Genomic DNA, 23,296 nt, shown 5'->3' with positions numbered 1-23,296 from the left:
CGTGTGCCGCACCTGGCTTATCTCCCGCAATCAGCTAGGCGGGCCCGCAGCCTCCGTCTCCCCCACTGGTTGTGGTTGCGCTATCGAGCGTTTGTCGAGGGGAGTCGAATGGTCGCTCACGGCGTCGGGCTATTCGACTACCCTCGGCCAGCTGTTCGGTTCGATCTGCTCTCGGCCCATGCCTCGGAGGAAGGCGGGGCGATCAGCTGACGTGCTCGCGCAGATACGCCAGATCCTCGGCGACGCCCTCGGCGGGCGTCTCGAGGACCACCGGAGCATCCGCGGTTCGGCACACCTCGGCGAGCAGTTGCGGATCGATCGTTCCGTCCGCGAAATTGGCATGCCGGTCCGCGCCCGAATTGAATTCGTCGCGTGAGGAGTTCAGGTGTACCAGGTCGATGCGGCCGGTGATGGCTTTGATCCGCTCGACGACGCCGACCAGATCCTCACCACCCGCCCAGGCGTGGCAGGTGTCCAGGCAGAAACCCGCGCCGAAATCGCCGACCGCGTCCCAGAGCCGGGCGATCGAATCGAAATGCCGGGCCATGGCGTGGTTACCGCCGGCGGTGTTCTCGATCAGGATCGGCACCGCGAAGCCGCCCTTGTCCTGCTGACGTTCGAACAGCTTGCGCCAGTTATCGATTCCGGTCTCCAGTTCGCCGTCGGAGCGCACATGTCCACCGTGCACCACCAGACCGAACGCGCCGATATCGGCGGCGGCCTTCGCCTGCTGGGCGACCGCATTGCGCGATGGCATGCGCAGGCGGTTGTTCAGGCTGGCCACATTGATCTGATAGGACGAGTGCACCACCACATCGATTGGACTGGCGAGGATCTCCTCGGTCCGCGGATGCGGGGTCGGTTTGTCCCAACTCTGCGGGTCGACGACGAACAGCTGGATAACATCGGCGCCGAGTTTTTCACCGAAGCCGATCGGATCGCTGTCGAGCCGGACGTGTGCTCCAATGCGCATGGGGCCGAGCCTAACGACTGCCACCGACAACGTCTTCGCCCACCGCAACGAAGGTGTTGCGTCCGGGCCGTGCGGACAGATACATCGGTAGGATCCAGGTGCTCGACCCGATACGGGGGGTGAATCCACTGTGCTGCGAACTGGCGATGTTTTCGCTGGATACACGATCAAACGCGTGCTCGGCCAGGGCGGTATGGGCACCGTATACCTGGCCCAGCATCCGCGTCTGCCGCGCCTGACCGCGCTGAAATTGCTGAAGCGCGAACTGTATACCGATGCCGAGATCCGGCGCCGCTTCGAGCGGGAGGCCGATCTGGTCGCCCAGCTCGACCATCCGAATATCGTCACGGTCTACGACCGCGGCGCCGAGGAGCAACAGCTGTGGATCTCGATGCAATTCGTGCCGGGCGCGGATGCGTCCTGCGCGGATGTCAATGTGCTCGCGCCGGGCCGCGCGGTGCAGATCATCGTCGATACCGCTGCCGCACTGGATTTCGCACACGGCAACGGCGTACTGCACCGTGACGTGAAACCGGCGAATATCCTGCTGGCCAAGGCCCCGATCGGACAGCCGGAACGGGTGCTGCTCACCGACTTCGGGATCGCGGGCATGCGCGATGGCGAGTCAACGCTGAGTTCGGCAGGAACCATTACCGCCACGCTGGCCTACGCCGCGCCGGAACAACTGACCGGGACGCCGGACTACCTGGCCGACCAGTACTCACTGGCCTGCTCGCTGTTCTGGATGCTGACCGGTGCCGCGCCGTTCCAAGGCGCGAATCCGATGGCCGTCATCAACGGGCATCTGTATGGGGCGATACCGTCGCTGCGCCGGTATCGCCCCGACGTGCCGCACGCGCTGGACGCGGTGCTGGCGCGGGCCATGGCCAAACGGCCCGCGGACCGTTTCGTCAGCTGCACCGAATTCGCGCAGGCCGCCCGTCGGGCGCTGCTGTCGGCGGTGCCGTATCCGCATCAAGGGAACGGGCATTACGGTCCAGCGATGGGCAGGGGGGCCGGCACCGAGCATTCTGGTGATGTCGGTCCGGCCCGGAACCCGGTGCCGTCTGGAAACACGGTGCCCCCCAATGCTTCCGAACGAGTCGGCAGCAGAACCGCCCGGCCGATCGAGCCGAGCAGCCACTCCGCCGCCGAGCCACCGAGAACGTCTCGGCCGCGTCTGCCGCTGCCCCCGCGCCGCGCACCGCGGCCCGGCACCATCGCCCTGCCCGATATCCCACGTCGCCCCGGCAGAACCCCGCCCGGACCCGCGCCGCGCCCGCCGCCATAGCCGGAAACAGTCGGATATCGCATGCGATGACGATAAGTCGACGATAACCAGGGCTTAAGCGAATCCTGCTAAGGTTTCGATGTTTTCCGTGGTCAGGAGGTCCTGATCGCGCATTCTTATGCTGTACGCCTGTCATCGGTGGGTCCCGGTGGCGGCGGGAAGTGGAGCAGACATGCTGGCCAGCGGTGACGTATTCGCCGGTTATGTCATCGATCGGCAACTGGGTCGCGGTGGCATGGGTTCGGTGTACCTGGCAAAACATCCGCGACTGCCGCGGATGACGGCGCTGAAGCTGCTGAATCGGGAGATGTTCTTCGATAAGGAGGTGCGGGCGCGGTTCGAGCGGGAGGCGGATCTGGTCGCCCAGCTCGATCACCCGAATATCGTCACCGTCTACGACCGCGGCCTCGATGACGAGCAGCTGTGGATCTCGATGCAGTACATCGATGGCATCGATGCCGCATCGGTCGATCCCAAATCGCTGCCGCCGGAGCGGGCGGTCCAGATCATCAAGGAGACCGCCGACGCGCTCGACTACGCGCACGGTATGGGCGTGCTGCACCGCGACGTGAAGCCCGCGAATATCCTGCTGGCCCGCTCCGGCGGCGGCCGCGGCGAGCGGGTCTACCTGACCGACTTCGGTATCGCGCGACTGCGCGACGACACCGGCCACCTCACCCAGACCGGCACCTTCACCGCCACCCTGGCCTACGCCTCGCCCGAACAGCTCACCGGCGCATCGCTGGATCACCGATCGGATCAGTACTCGCTGGCGTGTTCGCTGTTCTGGCTGTTCACCGGGTCCGGTCCGTTCGCTGCGACGAATCCGGCGGCGGTGATCCAAGGACATCTGCAGGCCGCGCCGCCGGCGCTGAGCAGTGTGCGTCCCGGCTTGCCCTACCAGTTGGACGCGGTGATGGCCAAGGCCATGGCCAAGCGGCCCGACGATCGGTTCGCCTCGTGCTCGGAGTTCGCGCAGGCCGCCAAGCACGCACTGACCAATCCGAGCGTTCCGTCGATGCCGGTGGTCGGTGGACCGCGTCCAGGCACCGGTCCGGCGATTCCGGTGACAGGTGTGCCGCGGCCGATCACCGGGCAGCCGATTCCGGTGACGAACGGGCCGTACCCGCAGACCGCCGGACCGTACCCGCAGACCAGCGGGCCGTACCCGCAGACCAGCGCACCGCACACGGTGCAGCCGCAGCCGTTGGCGCCGACGACCATCAATCCCGCCTCCCAGGGCACCCCACATCCGCAGCCGGTGCAAACCGCGCCGACCCAGCAGCAACCGCATCCGAGCAACCCATACAACCAGCAGCCACTCAGCTTCGCGCCGCGGCCGCCGATGGGCGGACCGCACCCGCCCGCGCCGCCGCAGCGCAAATCGAATGTCGGGCTGGTCGTCGCGCTGTGTGTCGGTCTGGTGATCCTGTTGGTGATCGTGGTCGCGATCATCGGCGCCCTGTCGTCGAGCAGCGGTTCGTCGAGTTCCAGCGGCAGCAGCACCACGACCTCCATTTCGTCCAATGGTGGTGGCGGCTCGATGGATGCGACCGCAGCCGCGATCAGTAAAGAGTTCCCGCGCATGGTGCCCGCCAGCGAATCCGATTCGGTCGGCTACAACGGCGCGAAATGCAATGCCCACAAGACCGGCGACCTGACCCTGCCCACACCGGGCACGCCGGACTTCGGCGCTTGGGCCGCGCAATGGGACTGCTACGGCGGCGGTGACAACGACGATCCGTTCTACACGATCTACGTCTACAAGAACGCCTCCGACGTGCAGAAGGTGCTGAGCAACTTGCCCTCGGACGCCACCAAGTCGACCGACACCAACGGCGGCAAGACCTACACCAACTACAAGTTCGTCAACGACGGGCCCAAGATCGTCACCGCCTTCACCGGCGACAGCAAGCGTGCCCAATTCCTCATGTACGCCGACGGTTTGGCGGGTGCTCAGGACAAGGTCCTGCGCTGGTGGCGTTCGGCTCCGCTGAACTGACAGCCGAACAAGTTCGGCTGCCTCGATGGCCTTCGCGCTGGACGAATGAACACGGGATATAGAGAGGAAGGCGACATGGTCAGCGATCGGCGCCAACGCGCGCAGCGGTTCGTGGAGTTGCATCGGGAAGGTTGCTTTCTGCTTCCGAATGCGTGGGATGCGGGTAGTGCCCGGATTCTGGAATCGGCTGGATTTCCCGCCGTTGCCACCACCAGCGCTGGTATCGCATTCTCCCTCGGGCGTCCGGATCACGACTTCTTCGCTGAGCACGAGGAGGGCCGGGTCGATCGCGAGACCATGCTGGGGCGGATTCGCGAGATCGTCGATGCGGTAGGGGTGCCGGTCAGCGCCGACCTGGAGGAGGGATTCGGCGAGAAGCCCGAGACGGTGGCGACGACGATCTCGTTGGCGCTCGACGCCGGTGCGGCGGGCGGCAATGTCGAGGACTTCACCGGCGACAGCACGCGCCCGCTCTACGACGAGGCGTTGTGCGCGGACCGCATCCGCGCGGCGCGCGCCGCCATCGATGCCAGCGGCGAGCCATTCGTTCTGGTCGGGCGCACCGACGGACTGCTGGTCGATAGCTCACTGAATGAATGCGTCCGCCGGGCCAACGCCTACCTGGCAGCGGGTGCGGACTGTGCATTCGTTCCAGGTGCCAGCGATGCAACCACCATCGGCACCCTGGTGCGCGAACTCGACGGTCCACTCAACGTGGTCATGGGTTTGACCGGCAACGCACTGTCACTCGACGACCTGCGCGAGCTCGGCGTTCGGCGAGTTACGGTCGGCGGCAGCATCTTCCGTGCCATGTATCGCCAATTGCTCGATACCGCACATGAATTGGCCGACCGAGGCACTTTCACCTATGCCGCCGAGCAACTCACTCAGAGCGACCTCAACAACCTCTTCCGCCGCTAAAGCTCGGCGAATTCGCTTGTAATGTGAAGGCATGATCACGCTCAAAAAGGAAGATGGTGCCGCTGATCTCAACGGCATCACCAAGCTGACGGTCGGGGTGAGCTGGGACCCGTCGGGGGGCACCAGCGGCGGCGCGCTCGGAATGCTGCGCCGCAAGCGCGGTGTGGATCTCGATCTGATCGCCATCCTCATGCAAGGCGCCGAGCCGGTGCGTTTCGCCGGTCTCGACTCGCTCGACCCGCTGGGCAACGGTTCGGTCCAGCACACCGGCGACGAACAGACCGGCGCCGCCACCGGTGACGACGAATCGGTGCACGTCACGTTCGCGAATGTGCCCGAGGCCATCGACGCGATCATTTTCGTGGCCGCGGCATTCAAGAAGGGCTCCTCTTTCGAGAAGGCCAACAACATCAGTTTCAAGATCTACGACGCCTCCGGCGGCAGTACCCAGCAGGTGGCCGATATCTGGCCGTCGCTGCTCGGCACGGATAACGCCAATGCGGTGGCCAAGGCATTCCGCAACGGTGGTAGCTGGCAGCTCGAGGTGCTCAACCGCAAGGGCAAGATCAAGCAGGGCGATAAGCAGGCCCTACTGCATTTCGCCATGGCATGAGCAGGCCGGCCGGAGCTCGGGCGAGGAGCTCCGGCCGCTATTGCTACAGAACGGCTTCGACGGCCGAAACGACGGTGGCGTCGTCGGGTGTGGTGCGCGGGCGGAAGCGGCCGACCACCGCACCTTCGCGATCGATCAGGAACTTCTCGAAGTTCCACTGGATATCACCGGCAGCGCCCTCGGCATCCGCGGTCTCGATCAGTGCCTGGTAGAGCGGATGCCGGTCCGCACCGTTGACGTCGGTCTTCTCCAGCAGCGGAAAGTCGACGCCATAGGTGGTCGAGCAGAATTCCGCGATTTCCTCGGCGGTACCCGGCTCCTGGCCCATGAACTGGTTACACGGCACGCCTACGACGCTGAAACCACGTTCGCCATAAGTTTTCTGAAGTTCGACGAGCCCGGTGTACTGCGGTGTCAGCCCACACTTGGAGGCCACATTGACCAGCAGTACCGCTTTATCTCCGACCAATTCGCCCAGTGTTGCCGGGGCGCCGGAGAGGGTACGTAGGGGAATGTTGCGGATATTCATTCGTATCGCACCTGCCAGTTCTTGATTCCGTTGATCCACCCCGATCGCAACCGTACCGGATCAGCGACCTGGCTGATCTTGGGCATCACATCGGCGATCGCATTGAACATCAGGTCGATCTCCAGTCGCGCCAGATTCGCTCCGACGCAATAATGCGCACCGGTGCCGCCGAATCCAACGTGCGGATTCGGATCGCGCAATACGTCGAAGGTGAACGGATTTTCGAAGGCGTCCTCGTCGAAGTTGGCCGAACTGTAGAAGATTCCCAGCCGTTGCCCCTGCTCGATCCGCTGCCCACCGAGTTCGGTGTCCTCGGCGGCGGTGCGCTGGAAGGCATTCACCGGGGTCGCCCAGCGCACGATCTCATCGGGTGCGGTGCGCGGTCGCTGGCCCCGGTACAACTCCCACTGTCCCGGATGGTCCACGAAGGCCTTCATGCCGTGGGTTATGGCATTGCGGGTGGTCTCATTGCCCGCGATGGCGAGCAGGATGACGAAAAAGCCGAATTCGTCGGAACCGAGTGCTTCGCCGTCGACATCGGCATGCACCAATTGACTGACGATGTCGTCGACCGGACATGCGCGCCGCTTTTCGGCCATATTCCAGGCATAACCGAGGATTTCGGTGAAGGCGGTGGTGGCGTCGCCGTACTCCGGATCGTCGTAGTTCAGCGTCTGGTTGGACCATTCGAACAGCTTGTGCCGGTCGTCGTTCGGCACGCCGAGCAGTTCTGCGATGGCCTGCAGCGGCAGTTCGCAGGCGACCTGCTGGACGAAATCGCCGCCGCCGGTTCGCTTGGCCTCGTGCACGATGCGCGCCGCACGTTCGGTGAGCGCGGCGCGTAGGCCCTCGACCGCGCGCGGGGTGAAGCCCTTGGAGACGATCCGGCGGATCTTGGCATGCTTGGGCGCATCCATATTGACCAGCAGTGCACCGGTGAGTTCGATCTGCTCCGGCGTGACATCGTCGGGCAGGCGGATGATCGCGCCCTTCTGTGCGGAGGAATAGATTTCCGGGCTGCGTGAAATCTCCTTTACATCTTCGTGTTTGCTGACCACCCAGTACCCGCCGTCGCGGAAGCCGCCGGAGGTCGCATCCGGCTGCGCGCACCACCACACCGGTGCTGTGCGGCGCAGGGTCGCGAATTCCTCGACCGGCATACGGTTTTCCCACAGTCCTGGATCGGTGAAATCGAAGCCTGCCGGGAACGCGGGCGCTGCCATAGCTACCTCCTGGGTGAAATGCGTTTCAGCGCAGCCTGAGTCGGCGCATGAGTCGTAGGGTTGTCAGCGTCGTCTTCAGCTGCTTCTCGTAGGGCAAGCCCGCACGGGCGGCCATTACCTGACGCTTCTGCACGCCGATATTCACCGTGTCGGTGTATTTGAGCAGGCCCTGATCGCCGTGCCTGGTGCCGACGCCGGATTGTTTGACGCCACCGGACGGGGTGCCCTTGGCGGCGTAGGTGGTGACGAAGCCGTCGTTGATATTGATGTTCCCGGCCTCGAGTTGCGCGCCGATTCGGTTGGCACGGGCCAGATCCCGGCTCCAGACGCTGGCATTCAGACCGTAGGTGGTGTCGTTGGCGAGCCGGATGGCCTCCTGCTCGTCGGTGAACCGGTAGACACTCACCACCGGACCGAAGGTTTCCGCGGTCGCGTGCGTCATCTCGGGGGTGACATCGGTCAGCACGGTGGGTTCATAGAATGCCGGGCCGATATCCGGTCGCGCCTTGCCGCCGGTCAGCACCGTCGCGCCCTTCGCGCGCGCGTCCTCGACATGCGCCGCGACCCGCTCCATATGCTGCACCGAGACCAGCGAGCCGAATTCCGGTGTGAAGTCGTAGGCCGCGCCGATCTCGGCGTTCAATTCCTCTGCCGCCGTGACCAATCGGCGCACGAATTCGTCATACAACCTGTCCTGCACATAGATCCGTTCGATGTGCATACATGCCTGGCCCGAATTCGCGAAGACCGCGAATGACGCACCGGGAATCACCTCGTCGAGATTCGCGTCGTCCAGCACGATCATCGGGTTCTTGCCGCCGAGTTCGAGGCTGCAGCCGATCAGATTGCGGCCCGCGCCTTCGCCGACCACCCGTCCGGTCGCGGTCGAGCCGGTGAACATGACGAAGTCGGCGTTGTCGATCAAGGCCGGGCCCACATCGGGACCCTCGCCGCAGACGACTTGGAACAGCCCCTTCGGCAGACCCGCCCGATACAGCAGCTCGACACCGAATAGCGCACAGAGCGCCGTCTTGTTATCGGGCTTGAGCACGACGCCATTGCCCGCCATCAGCGCGGGCATCGAATCCGACAGCGCGATGGCGAAGGGGAAATTCCACGGTGCGATAACCGCGACCACCCCCTTGGGACGGTGCTCTTCGGTCGAAGTGGTGATCATCGGCACCGGCCCGCCGCGCCGCTTGGACTTCAGCACGCGGCGTGCGGTCTTGAGGTAATGGCTGATAACCATCGGGACATCGCAGGATTCCTCGAAGGCCATGCGGCGGGTCTTCCCACAGCCGATCTGGATCAGGTCGGCAATGGTTTCGTATTCGGCGAGAATCAGGTCATGTGCGCGTTGGAAGACCTCGAGGCGGCGCTGCAGCGGCCAGGCGGCCCACTCCTTCTGGGCCGCGCGGGCGCTCGCGTAGGCGGCGGCGACATCCTCGGGAGTCGATTGGGGTAGTTCGCCGACCACGGCGCCGGTGTAGACCTCGATCATCGAATACGCAGCGGCGGTGCCGGAGGCCGCGACCATGTCGGTCAGCCTGCCGATCAACGCTTCGGTGATCCGGGCGGGCAGCGCCGGTGCGGAATCCTTCTTGGCTTCGGTTGTATTCATCAGACCTTCTCCGTGCTGACGGTAGATGCCCCCGAATTAGAACACGTTCTCATCGTGGCTGTCAGGGCCTTGGGTGGGATGACCTGGTCGAATGCATATTCAATCCGCTTGATGATCCGGTGCGCGGCTCGACGCGAATTCCCGCGCCCAGCGGTAGTCGGGCTTACCGCTCGGGGCGCGCGTGACGACGTCGGCGAGCCAGATCTGCCTCGGCACCTTGTATCCCGCCAGATGCTTGCGCACATGGTGCTCCAGTGCGGCGAAGTCCATCTCGGCACCCGCCACGGATACCACCGCCGCCACCTGCTGGCCCCAGCGCTCGTGCGGTACCCCGATCACCACCGCGTCATATACGGCCTCGTGCGCCTTGACCACGCTCTCGACTTCTTCGACGAAGACCTTCTCGCCGCCGGTATTGACGACCATATTGCCGCGCCCGATCAGGGTCACCGAGCCGTCCGTCTCCACCCTGGCGCGATCGTCGGTCACCACGATCCGGGCGCCGTCGACCGTCTTGAACAGTCGCTCGGTCTTCTCCGGGTCCTTGTAATAGCCGATCGGCACCGCGCCGGTCTTGGCGAGCCAGCCCTCGGCACCGGGTTCGACCGGCCGTCCCGCATCATCGACCACGACCGCACCGCGCCCGCTCTGTACGCGCGGACCGCGGCCGGGATTGTCGTCCTTCTGTGCGAAGCCGATACCGCCGAAACCGGTTTCGGACGAGCCGATGGAGTCGGAGACGACCGTCGACGGAAAAAGTTCCAGCAGTGCGTTTTTCACCGGTTGCGACAGCAGCGCGGCACCGGAGCCGATAGCGACGAGCGAGGAGGCGTCGACCGGTGTGGCGCGGAAGGCATCGATCAGTGGACGTGCCATGGCATCGCCGGTGATCACCATGATCTGCGGACGGCGCTGTTCGACCACCTGCCATACCCGCCGCGCATCGAATTTGGGCTCGAAGAGCACGGCATTGCCGGACCACAGGGCGGTGAAGGACGGCATCATCGCGGCGGCGTGGATGAGCGGCGGGAGGACGAACCAGGTGCTCGGTTCGCCCTGTGCGCCGATACGGGACTGCTGATATTCGTCGGAAACCGGTTCGTTGGTATAGAAGTCGATACCACCGCCGAGGACCCGCCACATATCCTCTTGCCGCCACATGACGCCCTTGGGGCGGCCGGTGGTGCCGCCGGTGTACATCATGAACAGGTCGTCGGGGCTGCGGTCGATGGTGCGGCGGGTGGGGGAGCCGGATAGTAAAGCCTGCTCATACGAGGCGGACAGGTCTGCGGGGGCGATGGGGTCGTTGGGTTGCCGGTCGTCGACGATCAACATGCGAATCGACGGCGTGTCGGTAAGTGCCTGCAGTGCCCCGGCTGCGTATTTCGCATGGCACACGAGCACTTCGAGATCCGCATTGTCATAGAGATAGCGCAGCTCTTCGACGCCGTAGCGGTAGTTGATATTGATCGGCACGGCCCGCCCCTTGAAACAGGCAATGAGGGTTGTCATGGTCTCGATGCCGTTGTGCATCTGGAAACCCACGTGCGTACCGGGTCCGACGCCGATCGAGCCGAGATGATCGGCGAGCCGATTCGCGCGGGCTTCGAGTTCGGCGTAAGTGAGTGCGAGATCGCCTTCGATCAGCGCGATGCGCCGCGGCATCGCGTCGACGGCATGTTCGAAGAGGTCGGCGAAGTTGTTGGACATGGCGATTCACTCTCAGTGAATGACGGTGAGCGGTAGCGGGATGCCACGGTCGGTGAAGGTGAAGGCGGCACCGGTGCTGATCCGGGTAATGGCCACCTCGGTCGCCTCCTTGAACGGAGCTGCGGCGAGGGCTATCTCAGCGATCCAGCCCTGCTCGTCGGAGGAGGTAGAGCGCACCTCGAACCGCGGATTCACGCCGCGCACCATGGCTTCCAGCGGTGCGAGATAGTCGGGATCGATCATCGATGGCCACGTGCGATCGGTGTTGGCATCGCTGTGCCACGGCACCCGCAGCCGCACCGCGTCGTCGGTAGCGGATACGTCGAACCCGCTGTATGGCATGGGATTCCACGCCGGATGCAGGCGAAGTACCTCGGCGAGCGCGGCCGGATCGGCACCGAGCCCGAGTGCGTTGCGAATCCGCTCGGAGGTAATTCCGGCGATGCCCGTGAATTGTTTGCGGCCGATATCGGTCGCGATGTCGACGGCTCGCGCGCGCACGGCGGTCATGAAGCCGAGGGTGAGCAGATGGTGTTGCAGACAGACCTCGTCGGCCATGCGCACCAACGCCGATTTGGAGAAGTCCGCGAAGCGCAGATCGCTGAGCAGCGGACCCGCGTAATCGCTTCGGCCCGGATCGTCCTTATCGATCGGGGACAACTCCAGCTGCGCGGCTCGCGAATCGGCCACCACTTCGGCATTCGGCGGTGCGGGCGGTGGAATATGTGCCGGATCGATGATGACGGTCCACGCGCACACCGGCTTTCGGTCCGCTGGCCGACGTGGCGGCCGGTGGATCGGCCGGACCTGGGCATGCGGATTGGTGGCGAGGGCGGTCGCATCGAAGGTCGGATCCTCGATGTCGTGGCACATGGCCACCACGAACTCCTCGCCGAGCGGCTCCACATCCGCCAGCGCGCCGCAGTGGTCCAGCCAGAACTCGCCGTGATCGCGATCGTCGACGCGGAACCGGAAGTCCATGAACTGCGGCGGCGCACCGATATCGAGTTGCAGACCCTTGAAGATCGTCGGCACGTCATCGCCGTCGAAATCGAGCGCGCGGCGCATGCGGCGGGTATAGACCGGACTGGCCAGCTGCCACTCCTCGATGGCGACCGCCGCCATGCCCTCGCGCCCGAATGCACCGATGGAGTGCGCCATTCCGGACCGGTCGATCAGGTGACCGCACAGCAGCAGTTCGGGCACCAGCTTTGCCAGCTCGGCCCGCGTCAACCGGTCGAAGCTCGATCTCACCACAGTGGAACCGGTGCTTCGCCGATCCGATACCAGCCCGGCAGTGTCTTTCCGGAGACCGACCGCTGGATGCGTTTCTGCATACCTGCGGTCAACGCATTGTTCTGGATCATCTCCACGAACAACTGCGAGACATTGCCGAAGTCGAAAAAGTCACGCTGCCAGGACCATTGGTAGTCACCGCCGTAGCGGAACCAGCTGCCGCCGATGCCCTCGGGACTGTAGTTGCGGCCGTCGGGTCGCTTGTTATCGCTGATCTGCTTCCAGAACCCGATGACATCGCCGCTGCGCTCATCGATGACGAACTGTTGATATGGATAGGACCAGCCCTCCAGCCCCTCCATTTCCTGACCGAGTGCGAGTTCCCGGATCTCGGCCCGCCCGACGGCCATGAATTCCTGGGTCGGGCCGTAATTCCAGCCGTAGGTCGCGTCCTCGGTATACATCTCGGCGAGTGGCTTCCAATCGCCCTTTTCCTCGCAGCGCTGGTTCTCCAGCACCCAGCGCCGAACCATCTCGTCGAGTTCGGCGCGGTCGAAGTCTGGCATTACCGTGTTCCTTTCGCGGGGTCGTCCTCCCGGATCGACAGCGCCTGGGTGGGGCAGTAGCGCACCGCGCGTTCGATATCCGCGCGGGCTTCGGGACCCGGTGTCGGGTCGAGGATTTCGACCTTGCCGCGTTTGGGCACGGTGAAGGACGAGGGCGCTTCGTCCTGGCAGACGGCGTGCCCCTGACACAGATCCAGATCGGCGACGATCCTCACGGTCAGCTCCTGTTCTCGGGGTTCGGTAACGGACGCAGCGGGGCCTCGGGCTGGACCTCGACCAGCACGAGATGTGCCCCCCGCGGTGCGCAGACCACGGCGATGACCGCGGCGGCCAGATCGCTGGCGCGCAGCATGTAAGGGTGACGGGCGAAACCCCAGGTCTTCCAGTCCTCCAGCATCGGCCCGACCACCTCGGGTGTGGAGTTCATGCCCATACCGGTCAGCGTCGGGCCAGGGCGCACCAGTGACGCGCGAACTCCGCTGCCCTCCAGCTCCATGCGCATCTGCTGGACCATTGCCTCGAGCCCGGCCTTGGCCGCGCTGTAGGCGCCGGTACGCGGGCGCGGTTCGTCGGCGCAGTCGGAACTGATCAGGACGAAATCGCCGCGCTGCCTTCGCATCATGCCCGGCAGCACTCGGTGGACCAATCGGTGCGCGCCGACCAGATGCACCTGTACCTGTTGCAGGAACCGATCCGGCTCCATCTCGTGCACCAGCGAGAATTCGATATCGCCCGCACCGGAGACCAGGATTTCGGTGGGCCCGAGGGTATCTTCGGCCGCGCCGACGAAATCGTCGATCGATGCCGGGTCGGTAACATCGAGCTGATGGGCGAAGGCCTCCCCGCCATTGGCGCGGATCTTGGCCGCCAGTGCCTCGCATTGATCAACCCGGCGTGCCCCGAGCGCGACGGGATGTCCGAGTTCGGCGAGTGCCTCGGCCGTTGCCGCGCCGATACCGGAGGACGCTCCGGCCACAATCGCCGGTCGGCGCACCGGATTCGGTTCGAACCGTGGCATTATTTCGCCTCCACGATGATGGGCAGGTGGGCGAACCCACGGACATTACTCGAGTGCACCCGCTTGATCCCGGCGTCGACGACGTCGTAAGACCGCACCCGCGAAGCGAATTCGCGCAGCGCGACGGTGGCTTCCAACCGGGCGAGGTGTGCGCCGAGGCAGAAGTGCACGCCCGCACCGAAACTAGCCAGTCCGGCCTTGTCGGCGCGGTCGATACGGTAGCTGTCGCCGTCAGCGAAGACCTCCGGGTCCCGGTTGGCCGAACCGATCAGCAGCAGCACCTTCGCGTCCTTCGGGATGGTGCGGCCGTGCTGATCGATATCCGTCGCGGCGCAGCGCGCGACCATCTGGCTGGAGGTGTCGTAGCGCAGCGTCTCCTCGACCCAGTCGGTGACCAGCTCGGGTTCGGCCACGACCTTGGCGTACTCGTTCGGATTGCGCGCACTCCAATACAGCGCATTGCCGAGGAGTTTGGTGGTGGTCTCGTTGCCGGCCACCACCATCAGGAACATGAAGCCGATGATCTCCTCATCGGACAGGGTGTCGCCGTCGATGGCGGCATTCAGAAGCGCGGAGGTGAGATCCGTTGTCGGAGTTTTCCTTCGCGCGGCGACCAGATCCGCGTAATAGGTGAGCAGGGTAATCGATGCCTGCGCCGCGGCCATGGGGACATCCAGGACGCCGTCCTCGCGGTGCACCACCAGGTCGGCGAGCCTGCGGATCTCCGCGCGGTCTGGCTCGGGCACGCCCATCAGCTCGGAGATGACATCCATCGGGAGTTTGCCCGCGACCTCATCGATCCAGTCGAACTCGCCGGTCGCGAGTGCCGGTTCGAGGTAGCAGAGCGTCAGTGCCCTGATCCGCTCTTCCATCTCGGCAACCCGCTTGGGGGTGAACCCCTTGTAGACCAATCGGCGCATGCGCATATGCCGCGGATCGTCCATGGCAAGGAACGACATCACCCGGCTGGCGTGCGGGCCCCAGGCCGCCGGATCCAGCGAGACGCCGTTGGCGCTGGACAGGCGGACGCTGTCGCGGAAGGCCGCGGTCACATCCGCGTGCCGCGACAGCGCCCAGAAATCCATATCGGCGTTGTGATAGAGCGGCGCCTCGGTGCGCAGCCGCTCATAGGTGGGGTACGGGTCCTCGTGGAACGCGTAGTCGTAGGGGTCGAAGGTCAGGGGCTCCAGTGAGGCGGCCGTCATCGCGATAACCCGAAATTCGAGAACCAGTTCTCATCGATGATCCGCGCCGCGGCATCGGTGGGAGACACATAGCTGGACATGTGTCTGGACGGTACCACCGAGATGCTCGAATCAACAGAGGTTTCCTGAACAATCTAGGTGTGGGTGGAGTTCGCTCAGAATGGTCGCTGGTTGCTCTCCTCTGGTGCGGCCAGGCTAATCTGCAAGCGCAGTTCTGAAACGGGTTCTTGCGCTTGTGAGCGCAGCGAGACTATATTCCGTACACCTGTCCAGACAGTATCGGAGCCTTTATGAATGCAGCATCGCGCAGCGATTCGGTGCAGGGTGATGGTCGGGCGACGGGTGGGCGCAGCCTCCTGCCCGCCGACGGTTCGCGCCTGCTCATCGGCGGCAAACTGGTCGCCGGCGGGGACGGCGTCTTCGCGACGGTGAACCCGGCGACCGAAGCGGTCATCGGTGAGGCCGCGAATGCGAACGGCGCGGATATGGACGCGGCCATCGCGGCCGCGCGCACCGCATTCGACGACACCGATTGGTCGCGCGATCATGGCTTCCGCGCCCGCTGCCTCGAGCAGTTGCGCACCGCATTACAGGCCAATATCGAGGAACTACGCGAGATCACCGTGGCCGAGGCGGGCGCACCGACCATGCTGACCCGAGGGCCGCAACTCGAAGGCCCGGTCGCGGATCTGTCATTCTCCGCGTCGCTGGCCGAAACCTACTGCTGGGAAACCGATCTCGGCACCGCGACGCCCATGGGCATCAAGAGCCATCGGGTGCTGCGCCGCGAGGCGGTCGGCGTGGTGGGTGCCATTACGCCGTGGAACTTCCCGCACCAGATCAATTTCGCCAAACTGGGTCCCGCGCTCGCGGCCGGAAATACCGTGGTGCTCAAACCCGCACCGGATACCCCGTGGTGTGCGGCGGCGGTCGGTGCGATCATTGCCGAGCAGACCGATATTCCGCCCGGCGTCGTCAATATCGTGACCTCCACCGATCACGGTCTGGGCGCACAGCTCACCACCGATCCGCGCGTCGACCTGATCAGTTTCACCGGTTCGACGCGGACCGGTCGATCGGTAATGACGGGTGCGGCAACGACTTTGAAGAAGACCTTCCTCGAACTCGGCGGCAAATCGGCATTCATCGTGCTCGACGATGCGAATATCGCGGGAGCCTGTTCGGTGGCGGCGTTTTCGGTGGCGGTGCACGCGGGACAGGGGTGTGCCCTCACCACCCGACTGCTGGTGCCGCGCGCCGCATATGACGAAGCGATCCAGGCGGCGGCGGCAACGCTGTCGGGCATCGTGCCTGGTGATCCCGCCGATGCGCGCACCGTCTGCGGGCCCCTGATCTCCGAACGCCAGCGGGCCAGGGTAGAGCGCTATCTGGAGATCGCGCGCGCCGAAGGCGGCCGGATCGTAGTCGGCGGCGGCCGACCGGCTGGCCGCGAGCGCGGGTACTTCATCGAACCGACGTTGATCGCGGATGTGCCGAACACCGCGACGGTCGCGCGCGAGGAAATCTTCGGACCCGTGCTCGTGGTGATCCCGCACGACGGTGACGACGATGCGATCCGGATCGCCAACGACTCCCCGTACGGGCTCTCCGGCTCGGTGTGGGGCACCGACCCGGACCGAATTCGGTACGTCACCAATGGCGTTCGCACCGGCACGATCGGCGTCAACGGCGGCATCTGGTACTCGGCCGACGCACCGTTCGGCGGTTACAAACAATCCGGCATCGGCCGGGAAATGGGCGTCGCCGGATTCGAGGAATACCTGGAAACCAAGCTCGTCGCGACCGCCGGATAGGCCCACCCGTCTCGCCTCGCGATGCTGGATAAATAATAGGAGCTGATTTCATGACTCGATTCCCGGGAAAGACCGCCATTGTCACCGGCGCCGCTCAGGGCATCGGCGCGACATATGCCAAGGCCTTGGCGCGCGAAGGTGCCAATGTCGTCGTCGCCGACCTGAATGCCGAACGCGGTAAAGCCGTCGCGGCCGAGATCACCGCCGACGGCGGCAGCGCCATCTTCGGCGAGGTCGATGTGGCCGATCCGGAATCGGCCACCGCCCTGGCCGAATTGACCATCCGCGAATTCGGTGCGATCGACCATCTGGTGAACAATGCCGCCATCTATGGCGATATGAAACTCAACCTGCTGCTCAGCGTGCCATGGGACTACTACAAGAAGTTCATGAGCGTGAATATGGACGGCGCGCTGAATATGACGCGTGCGGTGTGGCAGCACATGGTCAAGGCGGGCGGCGGATCCATCGTCAACCAATCCTCCACCGCCGCTTGGACCTACTCCAGCTTCTACGGCCTGGCCAAGGTCGGCATCAACGGCCTGACCCAGCAGCTCGCCTTCGAACTCGGTGGTTCCAACATTCGCATCAATGCCATCGCACCCGGCCCCATCGATACCGAAGCCACCAAAACCGTGACACCGAGCGTCATTGTCGACGATATGGTGAAACGGTTGCCGCTCAAGCGAATGGGTACACCGGATGACCTGGTCGGCGCCTGCCTGTATCTGCTCTCGGACGACGCGAGCTGGGTCACCGGGCAGATCTTCAATGTCGACGGCGGGCAAGTGTTCCGGTCATGAGTGAGCGCAACGAGCGAACAATCGGCACAACTGACGAATTGCCGGTCGGGTTCATCGGTTTGGGCAATATGGGCGCACCGATGGCCAAAAGTCTGCTGTCCTGGCCCGGCGGACTCACTGTCTGCGATATGCGGCCCGATGCAGTCGCGCCGCTTCTCGAAGCCGGTGCGGCAGCGGCCGTTTCGGCTGCCGAGATCGCCGAGAAGGCGGCCGTCATCTCGGTGACCGTACTGGATGACGCGCAGGTGCGGGCCGTGGTCACCGGACCGGACGGGGTGTTGCGAACGGCCGCCCCTGGCACGGTTGTCGCGGTGCACTCCACCATCAGCGACCGGACCGCCGAGGAGCTGGCGGGCGAATGTGGCGAATATGGCGTCGAACTGGTGGACGCACCGATCAGCGGTGGTGCGGTCGGGGCCGCGCGCGGCAAGCTCGCGGTGATGGTCGGCGGCAGCGATACGGCATTCGAGCGGGTGCGCGGTCCTTTCGGCTGCTTTGCCGATCTGGTCGTGCACGCCGGACCGGTCGGTGCGGGCACCCGAATGAAGTTGGCGCGCAACCTCTTGCATTTCATCGCATTCACCGCCGCCACCGAGGCGCAGCGGCTCGCCGAGGCCGCGGATCTGGATATCACCGTGCTGGGCAATGTCGTCCGGCACTCCGACGCGGTCACCGGCGGGCCCGGCGCGATCATGCTGCGCGACCGCACCGCGCCGATCGAACCGAATGATTTCTGGCTGCCGATCCTGAGTCACGTGCGCGATCTCGGCGAAAAGGATCTGAGCCTGGCCTTGGATCTCGGCGCACGACTCGGCGTCGAATTGCCGTTGGCGGAACTGGCTCTCGACCGCCTCGGGTCCGGGCTCGGCGTGCCAAAGGAAAGGGAATCCAATGAGTGAGGCATCGCGTAGCGATTCGATGGGAGGTGGCGGTCGGGTGACCGGTGCGGATGAGAACGGATCCGCCGATTCCGTGCGTCAGCGCGGGCTGGCCAAGATGGCCGAGGTCTACGGCACCGAATTCCAGGACTACCCCGGCGACCATTTCGCCGTGACGGCAGATCATCTCTTCGCCGAAATCTGGTCGCGCCCTGGAATCACCATCCGGGACCGCCGACTGCTCCTGCTCGGTGCGCTCGCCGCCCAGGGAGCGATGGATACGGCGGGTATCCAGATCGGCGCGGCCCTGCGCAACCAGGAGCTGACCGAGGCGCAGCTGCACGAAATCGCGCTATTCCTCTGCTATTACATCGGGTGGCCTACCGGCACGAAACTCGATCTACTGGTGGGAACGATTGTCGCCCAACAGAAAAAGGCGGCACGCAAGCAGTCCGAACAGGTGGCGGAGTCCGAATCGTCTGTGCCGTCCGAAGACGTGAGCAAGTGAGGAACGCGAAACATGTCTGATGCCGCAAAGGTCCGGCCGCTGCGCGCCGACTCGGTCGCCGCGTGGGATTTCCAAGCCGATGTCGTCGTCGCCGGATACGGCATCGCCGGTGTCTGTGCCGCGATCGAGGCCGCACGCGCGGGGGCCGATGTACTGATTCTGGAACGCACCGGCGGCTGGGGCGGTGCGGCGGCCATGGCGGGCGGATTCATCTACCTCGGGGGTGGCACCCCGTTGCAGCAGGCGCTCGGCTTCGAGGACACACCCGAGAATATGGAGACATTCCTGCAGGCCGCGCTGGGGCCGGGACAGGATAGAGCCAAGATCACGGACTACTGCCAGAACAGCGTCGAGCACTACAACTGGCTGGTCTCCTGCGGTGTGCCGTTCAAGGAGGAGTTCTGGGGTGAGCCCGGCTGGGAACCGCCGCACGACCAAGGACTCATGTACTCCGGTGGCGAGAATGCCGCGCCGTTCAATACGATCGCGAAACCCGCTCCGCGCGGCCACGTTCCGCAAATGGCGGATAAGAAGATCGGGGCCAAGAGCGGCGGCTACATGCTGATGAAACCGCTCGCCGATACCGCCGAAAGTCTCGGTGTCGGCGTCGAATACGACATCAGGATCCGGCGGCTGGTGATCGACGAGACCGATCGGGTGGTCGGCGTCATCGCGACGCGCTTCGGCAAAGAGGTCGCGATCCGCGCCGAACGCGGGGTCGTGCTCGCCACCGGCAGTTTCGCCTACCACCAGCAGATGATCGAAGGCTATGCGCCGCGGTTGATCGGGCGACCCGCCGCCGCGATCGAGGAGCACGACGGCATCGGCATCCTGGTAGCGCAGGCGTTGGGTGCGGAGTTGGCGCATATGGATGCGACCGAGGTGGCGTTCTTCGGTGATCCACAGCTGTTGGCGCGCGGGATCCTGGTCAACGGGCGCGGCCAGCGCTATATCCCGGAGGACACCTATCCGGGGCGGATCGGGCAGGCGACGCTGATCCAGCAGGAGAATCAGGCATTTCTGGTCATTGATGAGGAGTCGCTCGAGGCAGCCATGGCCACGGTGACGTCCACGCCGTTCTTCCGGCAACCGCCGACCTGGGCGGCCGAGACGGTCGCCGAGCTGGAGTCCGATATGGGTCTGCCGGAGCGTGCGTTGCAGGGCACCGTGGAGTGCTACAACCTGCACGCCGCCGATGGCAAGGATCCATTGCTCGGGAAGAAGCCGGAGTGGGTCAAGCCGATCGGTACCCCGCTCGCGGCCTTCGACATGCGGGGATTCACAGCGGGTTTCACGCTCGGTGGGTTGCGCACCGATCTGGATTCGCGGGTGCTGCACGTCTGCGGTGAACCGATTCCCGGTCTGTTCGCCGCGGGCCGCTGCACCTCCGGGCTCTGTGCCGGTGGCTATGTCAGCGGTGCGTCCCTCGGTGACGGCAGCTTCTATGGCCGACGCGCCGGTCGCGCCGCCGCAAAGTAGGATCTAGACACATGTCCGAAGGCGAGTCCATCATACTGGAGGCGACCCGACGTCGCCTCACCGAGAAGCAGGCCGACACCGTCGACAAGCTGACCAAGGCCGCGGTGGAAGTGCTTGCGCGCGAAGGCTTCGCGGGGATGACCATCCGCATGGTCGCCGCGGCGGCCGGCGTCGGCACCGCCACGGCGTATACCTACTTCTCCTCCAAGGAACACCTCGTCGCCGAGATCTTCTGGCGTCGCCTGTTCGCCAGTGCGGCTCCCGTCAGCGATGATCCGGACCCCACGGTCCGGGTCGTCGCCGAACTGCGCAATATCGCCATGCTCGTCGCCGATGAACAGGAACTCTCGGGCGCGGTGACCAGCGCGTTGCTCGGTCGCGATCCAGACGTGGCCCACCTGCGCGCGCGGATCGGGATGGAGATCCGCAAACGCCTGGTGCGCGCTCTCGGTCCCGACGCCGACCAGGATGTGGTCGAATCCCTGGAACTCTTGTACGCGGGCGCGCTCGTCCGCGCGGGTATGGGCTACGCCTCCTACTCCGAAATCGCCGACCGCATCGAGAAGTCGGCACTGCTGATTCTGAAGTAGGGCACTTACCCGCGAGGTAATCGACTTCATTATCGGGAGCCGCAATGATGATGGGGCACCTGATGATTGGAGAAACCGATGCCCTACTTCGAATCGCACGACGGCACCACGCTGCACTACCAGGACTGGGGTTCCGGGCAGCCGGTGCTCTTCCTGGCCGGCGGCTGGTTGAGCAGCACGTCGTGGGAGTCGCAGATGCTGCCGTTGGCCAAGCAGGGGTTGCGGTGCCTGTCCTACGACCGGCGTGGACACGGCAAGTCGGACTGGGTCGGGCATGGGTACGACTACGACACGCTGGCCGCGGATCTGGCCGCATTCCTGGAACATCTCGATCTGCACGAGGTCACCGTGGTCGCGCATTCGATGGCGGGCGGTGAAATCGTCCGATACCTGAGCCGGTACGGCAGCGATCGGATCAGCCGAGTCGCGCTGGTCTCGGTGACTATGCCGTATCTCGCGCAGGCCGAGGACAATCCGAACGGCGTGCCGAAGGCGGTCTTCGATGCGGTGGGTGCGGCCCGCGCCGCCGACCGGCCGCTGTGGATGGAGCAGAATGCGCAGGCATTCTTCGCGACACATCTGGGCAACCAGGTGTCCTCGGCGCGGATCGCGTGGATGGTCCAGAAGTGCATGGACTGTTCACTTCTGGCGGCGGATGAGATCATGACGACGATCTACAACGCCGACTTCCGCGACGAGTTGCGCGCGCTCACCGTGCCCACTCTGGTCATCCACGGTGACGCCGACGCCTCGGCCCCCATCGATCTGTGCGGTCGGGTGATCAAGGACCTGATTCCCGCCAATACCTACAAGGAATACCCGGCCACCGGCCACGGCATCATGATCTCGCACGCCGCGCAGCTCAATGCCGACATACTCGATTTCATCAAGGCATGAGGCCGGTGCGGTAGCGGCGGATTCTTGTCGTACCCCGCCGCTACCGTGAGCCCATGGGATTCGCGCTCTCGATCACCGTGTCGCCCGAGGACATCGATGGCAACGGGCATATGAACCAGGCCGTCTATCTGCACTATGCGGAACGGGCGCGGTGGGCCTGCCTGCGGGAGGGCGGCTTGTCCCAGGAGAAGCTGCGGGATGCCGGGGTCGGGCCGATCTCGCTGCAGGTCACGCTCGAGTTCAAACAGGAACTGTTCGTGGGCGACGAGGTCACCGTCACTTGCGATTTCGCCTGGGATGGCAAGACCCACCGGACCATTCAGGAGATCCGCAAGGCCGATGGCACGATCTCCGCCGAGATCGTCGGGGTGGGTGGTCTGCTCGATCTCACCGAACGGCGCCTGGTGCCGGACGGCGCGCGCTACTTCCGCGACCTCGCGCAGGATCCGACCGTCTTCGGTCTGGGCCGGTCGGAGTAGTTCTAAGGGTTTATTGAGACCTCGAGAGTTGGGGGAGGTCCCTGATGGCGCGGGCGCTCGATACCGGACAGACTGGATTCCATGACTTCGCACGCCCTAGGTGCCGACCTCGAGAATTCGGCAGCCGCCACTACTGTGGCGGCCCGCGCCATCGACATGACGAAGGTCTATGGACACGGAGATACGCAGGTCAGGGCACTGGATGGGGTATCGGCAGAGTTCGTGAAGGGGGAGTTCACCGCGATCATGGGGCCCTCCGGATCGGGCAAATCGACTCTCATGCATTGCCTGGCCGGCCTGGACAGTGCCAGCTCCGGAACCGTGCGGATCGGCGATACCGATCTCGCCGGGCTCTCCGATAAGCAGATGACCAGGTTGCGTCGCGACCGCATCGGCTTCGTCTTCCAGGCGTTCAACCTGGTGCCGACGCTGACCGCGCAGGAGAACATCACCCTGCCGCTGGACATCGCTGGCCGCAAGCTCGACCAGGACTGGCTGGATACGGTGATCAAGCGGCTCGGACTCACCGATCGACTCACGCACCGCCCGAGCGAACTGTCCGGCGGACAGCAGCAGCGCGTGGCGTGTGCGCGGGCGCTGGCGGGCAAGCCGGAGATCATTTTCGGTGACGAGCCGACCGGCAATCTCGACTCGCGCGCCTCGGAGGAGGTGCTGTCGATCCTGCGCGCGGCGGTGGACGAATTCGGGCAGACGGTCGTCATCGTCACCCATGAGCCGCATGCGGCGGGATATGCCGACCGGGTGGTTTTCCTCGCCGACGGTCGTATTGTCGACGAGTTGCGTGATCCGACCGCCGAATCGGTGCTCGACAAGATGAAGTCGCTGGAGCAGGTGTAATGAGCGAGCGTCAGCGAGTGAACCAAAGATACAGCGCGCCTTCGCGCACGACGGAGCTGAGCGTCAGCGAGGAGCAGTCGTG

23 protein-coding genes are annotated in these 23,296 nt (G+C 64.8%); 13 read left to right on the top strand and 10 right to left on the bottom strand.

Features of this window, described 5'->3' with window-relative positions; translation table 11 throughout:
• Window positions 1-202 precede the first annotated feature (202 nt).
• Window positions 203-973, bottom strand: coding sequence for a deoxyribonuclease IV (locus tag ACQP2U_RS34915; protein WP_397036065.1), 771 nt, complete (start codon window positions 971-973; stop codon window positions 203-205).
• A gap of 130 nt (window positions 974-1,103) precedes the next feature.
• Here ACQP2U_RS34915 and ACQP2U_RS34910 point away from each other — a divergent pair, with 130 nt between their 5' ends.
• From ACQP2U_RS34910 to ACQP2U_RS34895, 4 genes are all read left to right on the top strand, one after another.
• Complete coding sequence (locus tag ACQP2U_RS34910) at window positions 1,104-2,264, top strand: serine/threonine-protein kinase (protein ID WP_433711397.1); 1,161 nt, start codon at window positions 1,104-1,106, stop codon at window positions 2,262-2,264.
• Between the two features lie 172 nt (window positions 2,265-2,436).
• Complete coding sequence (locus tag ACQP2U_RS34905; protein WP_433711396.1) at window positions 2,437-4,266, top strand: protein kinase domain-containing protein; 1,830 nt, start codon at window positions 2,437-2,439, stop codon at window positions 4,264-4,266.
• A 75-nt stretch (window positions 4,267-4,341) separates the two neighbouring features.
• Window positions 4,342-5,187, top strand: a complete 846-nt coding sequence (locus ACQP2U_RS34900; protein WP_433711394.1) for an isocitrate lyase/PEP mutase family protein — start codon at window positions 4,342-4,344, stop codon at window positions 5,185-5,187.
• Window positions 5,188-5,218: 31 nt separating this feature from the next.
• Window positions 5,219-5,800 (top strand): TerD family protein, encoded by a 582-nt coding sequence (locus tag ACQP2U_RS34895; RefSeq protein ID WP_397036072.1) that lies wholly within the window; start codon window positions 5,219-5,221, stop codon window positions 5,798-5,800.
• Between the two features lie 43 nt (window positions 5,801-5,843).
• Here the strand turns inward: ACQP2U_RS34895 and ACQP2U_RS34890 are convergent, their stop codons facing one another.
• From ACQP2U_RS34890 to ACQP2U_RS34850, 9 genes are all read right to left on the bottom strand, one after another.
• Complete coding sequence (locus tag ACQP2U_RS34890; protein WP_433711393.1) at window positions 5,844-6,329, bottom strand: glutathione peroxidase; 486 nt, start codon at window positions 6,327-6,329, stop codon at window positions 5,844-5,846.
• On the bottom strand, window positions 6,326-7,552 hold the full coding sequence (locus ACQP2U_RS34885) for a cytochrome P450 (protein WP_433711392.1): 1,227 nt from the start codon (window positions 7,550-7,552) through the stop codon (window positions 6,326-6,328). Before ACQP2U_RS34885 ends, ACQP2U_RS34890 begins: the two co-directional genes overlap by 4 nt.
• Window positions 7,553-7,577: 25 nt before the next feature.
• Complete coding sequence (locus tag ACQP2U_RS34880; RefSeq protein ID WP_433711391.1) at window positions 7,578-9,173, bottom strand: succinic semialdehyde dehydrogenase; 1,596 nt, start codon at window positions 9,171-9,173, stop codon at window positions 7,578-7,580.
• Between the two features lie 99 nt (window positions 9,174-9,272).
• Entirely contained in the window at window positions 9,273-10,883 is a 1,611-nt protein-coding gene (locus ACQP2U_RS34875) for an acyl-CoA synthetase (RefSeq protein ID WP_433711390.1), read from the bottom strand.
• A gap of 12 nt (window positions 10,884-10,895) precedes the next feature.
• Window positions 10,896-12,140, bottom strand: a complete 1,245-nt coding sequence (locus ACQP2U_RS34870) for a hypothetical protein (protein ID WP_433711389.1) — start codon at window positions 12,138-12,140, stop codon at window positions 10,896-10,898.
• Entirely contained in the window at window positions 12,134-12,685 is a 552-nt protein-coding gene (locus tag ACQP2U_RS34865) for a nuclear transport factor 2 family protein (protein ID WP_397036084.1), read from the bottom strand. The genes ACQP2U_RS34870 and ACQP2U_RS34865 overlap by 7 nt, the downstream gene beginning before the upstream one ends.
• Window positions 12,685-12,900 (bottom strand): ferredoxin, encoded by a 216-nt coding sequence (locus ACQP2U_RS34860; RefSeq protein WP_433711388.1) that lies wholly within the window; start codon window positions 12,898-12,900, stop codon window positions 12,685-12,687. The genes ACQP2U_RS34865 and ACQP2U_RS34860 overlap by 1 nt, the downstream gene beginning before the upstream one ends.
• Before the next feature lie 2 nt (window positions 12,901-12,902).
• Window positions 12,903-13,703, bottom strand: a complete 801-nt coding sequence (locus ACQP2U_RS34855; RefSeq protein ID WP_433711387.1) for an SDR family oxidoreductase — start codon at window positions 13,701-13,703, stop codon at window positions 12,903-12,905.
• Window positions 13,703-14,908 carry a cytochrome P450 gene (locus tag ACQP2U_RS34850; protein WP_433711386.1) on the bottom strand — a complete coding sequence of 402 codons (1,206 nt, stop codon included), beginning with the start codon at window positions 14,906-14,908 and terminating at the stop codon, window positions 13,703-13,705. Before ACQP2U_RS34850 ends, ACQP2U_RS34855 begins: the two co-directional genes overlap by 1 nt.
• Before the next feature lie 290 nt (window positions 14,909-15,198).
• Here ACQP2U_RS34850 and ACQP2U_RS34845 point away from each other — a divergent pair, with 290 nt between their 5' ends.
• The 9 genes from ACQP2U_RS34845 (at window position 15,199) to ACQP2U_RS34805 (ending at window position 23,214) form a co-directional block, all read left to right on the top strand.
• The gene (locus ACQP2U_RS34845; RefSeq protein ID WP_433711385.1) at window positions 15,199-16,722 is read left to right on the top strand and encodes an aldehyde dehydrogenase; all 1,524 of its coding nucleotides are present in this window, start codon (window positions 15,199-15,201) and stop codon (window positions 16,720-16,722) included.
• Window positions 16,723-16,772: 50 nt separating this feature from the next.
• Entirely contained in the window at window positions 16,773-17,525 is a 753-nt protein-coding gene (locus tag ACQP2U_RS34840; protein ID WP_433711383.1) for an SDR family oxidoreductase, read from the top strand.
• Window positions 17,522-18,424, top strand: coding sequence for an NAD(P)-dependent oxidoreductase (locus tag ACQP2U_RS34835; RefSeq protein WP_433711382.1), 903 nt, complete (start codon window positions 17,522-17,524; stop codon window positions 18,422-18,424). Before ACQP2U_RS34840 ends, ACQP2U_RS34835 begins: the two co-directional genes overlap by 4 nt.
• A 19-nt stretch (window positions 18,425-18,443) precedes the next feature.
• Entirely contained in the window at window positions 18,444-18,911 is a 468-nt protein-coding gene (locus ACQP2U_RS34830; RefSeq protein ID WP_433716680.1) for a carboxymuconolactone decarboxylase family protein, read from the top strand.
• A gap of 12 nt (window positions 18,912-18,923) precedes the next feature.
• A complete protein-coding gene (locus ACQP2U_RS34825) occupies window positions 18,924-20,390 on the top strand; it encodes an FAD-dependent oxidoreductase (RefSeq protein WP_433711381.1) in 1,467 nt (488 codons plus the stop codon).
• 11 nt (window positions 20,391-20,401) lie between these two features.
• Window positions 20,402-20,980, top strand: a complete 579-nt coding sequence (locus ACQP2U_RS34820) for a TetR/AcrR family transcriptional regulator (protein ID WP_433711380.1) — start codon at window positions 20,402-20,404, stop codon at window positions 20,978-20,980.
• Window positions 20,981-21,058: 78 nt separating this feature from the next.
• Window positions 21,059-21,877 carry an alpha/beta fold hydrolase gene (locus ACQP2U_RS34815; RefSeq protein ID WP_433711379.1) on the top strand — a complete coding sequence of 273 codons (819 nt, stop codon included), beginning with the start codon at window positions 21,059-21,061 and terminating at the stop codon, window positions 21,875-21,877.
• Window positions 21,878-21,930: 53 nt separating this feature from the next.
• Entirely contained in the window at window positions 21,931-22,356 is a 426-nt protein-coding gene (locus ACQP2U_RS34810; RefSeq protein ID WP_397036101.1) for an acyl-CoA thioesterase, read from the top strand.
• A gap of 81 nt (window positions 22,357-22,437) precedes the next feature.
• On the top strand, window positions 22,438-23,214 hold the full coding sequence (locus tag ACQP2U_RS34805; RefSeq protein ID WP_433711378.1) for an ABC transporter ATP-binding protein: 777 nt from the start codon (window positions 22,438-22,440) through the stop codon (window positions 23,212-23,214).
• Window positions 23,215-23,296 lie beyond the last annotated feature (82 nt).

It is taken from the genome of Nocardia sp. CA-084685, assembly GCF_050955785.1.
Classification (GTDB): Bacteria; Actinomycetota; Actinomycetes; order Mycobacteriales; family Mycobacteriaceae; genus Nocardia.
Note: the sequence above shows the minus strand (reverse complement) of the source record. Positions and strands in the feature narration are given on the sequence as shown.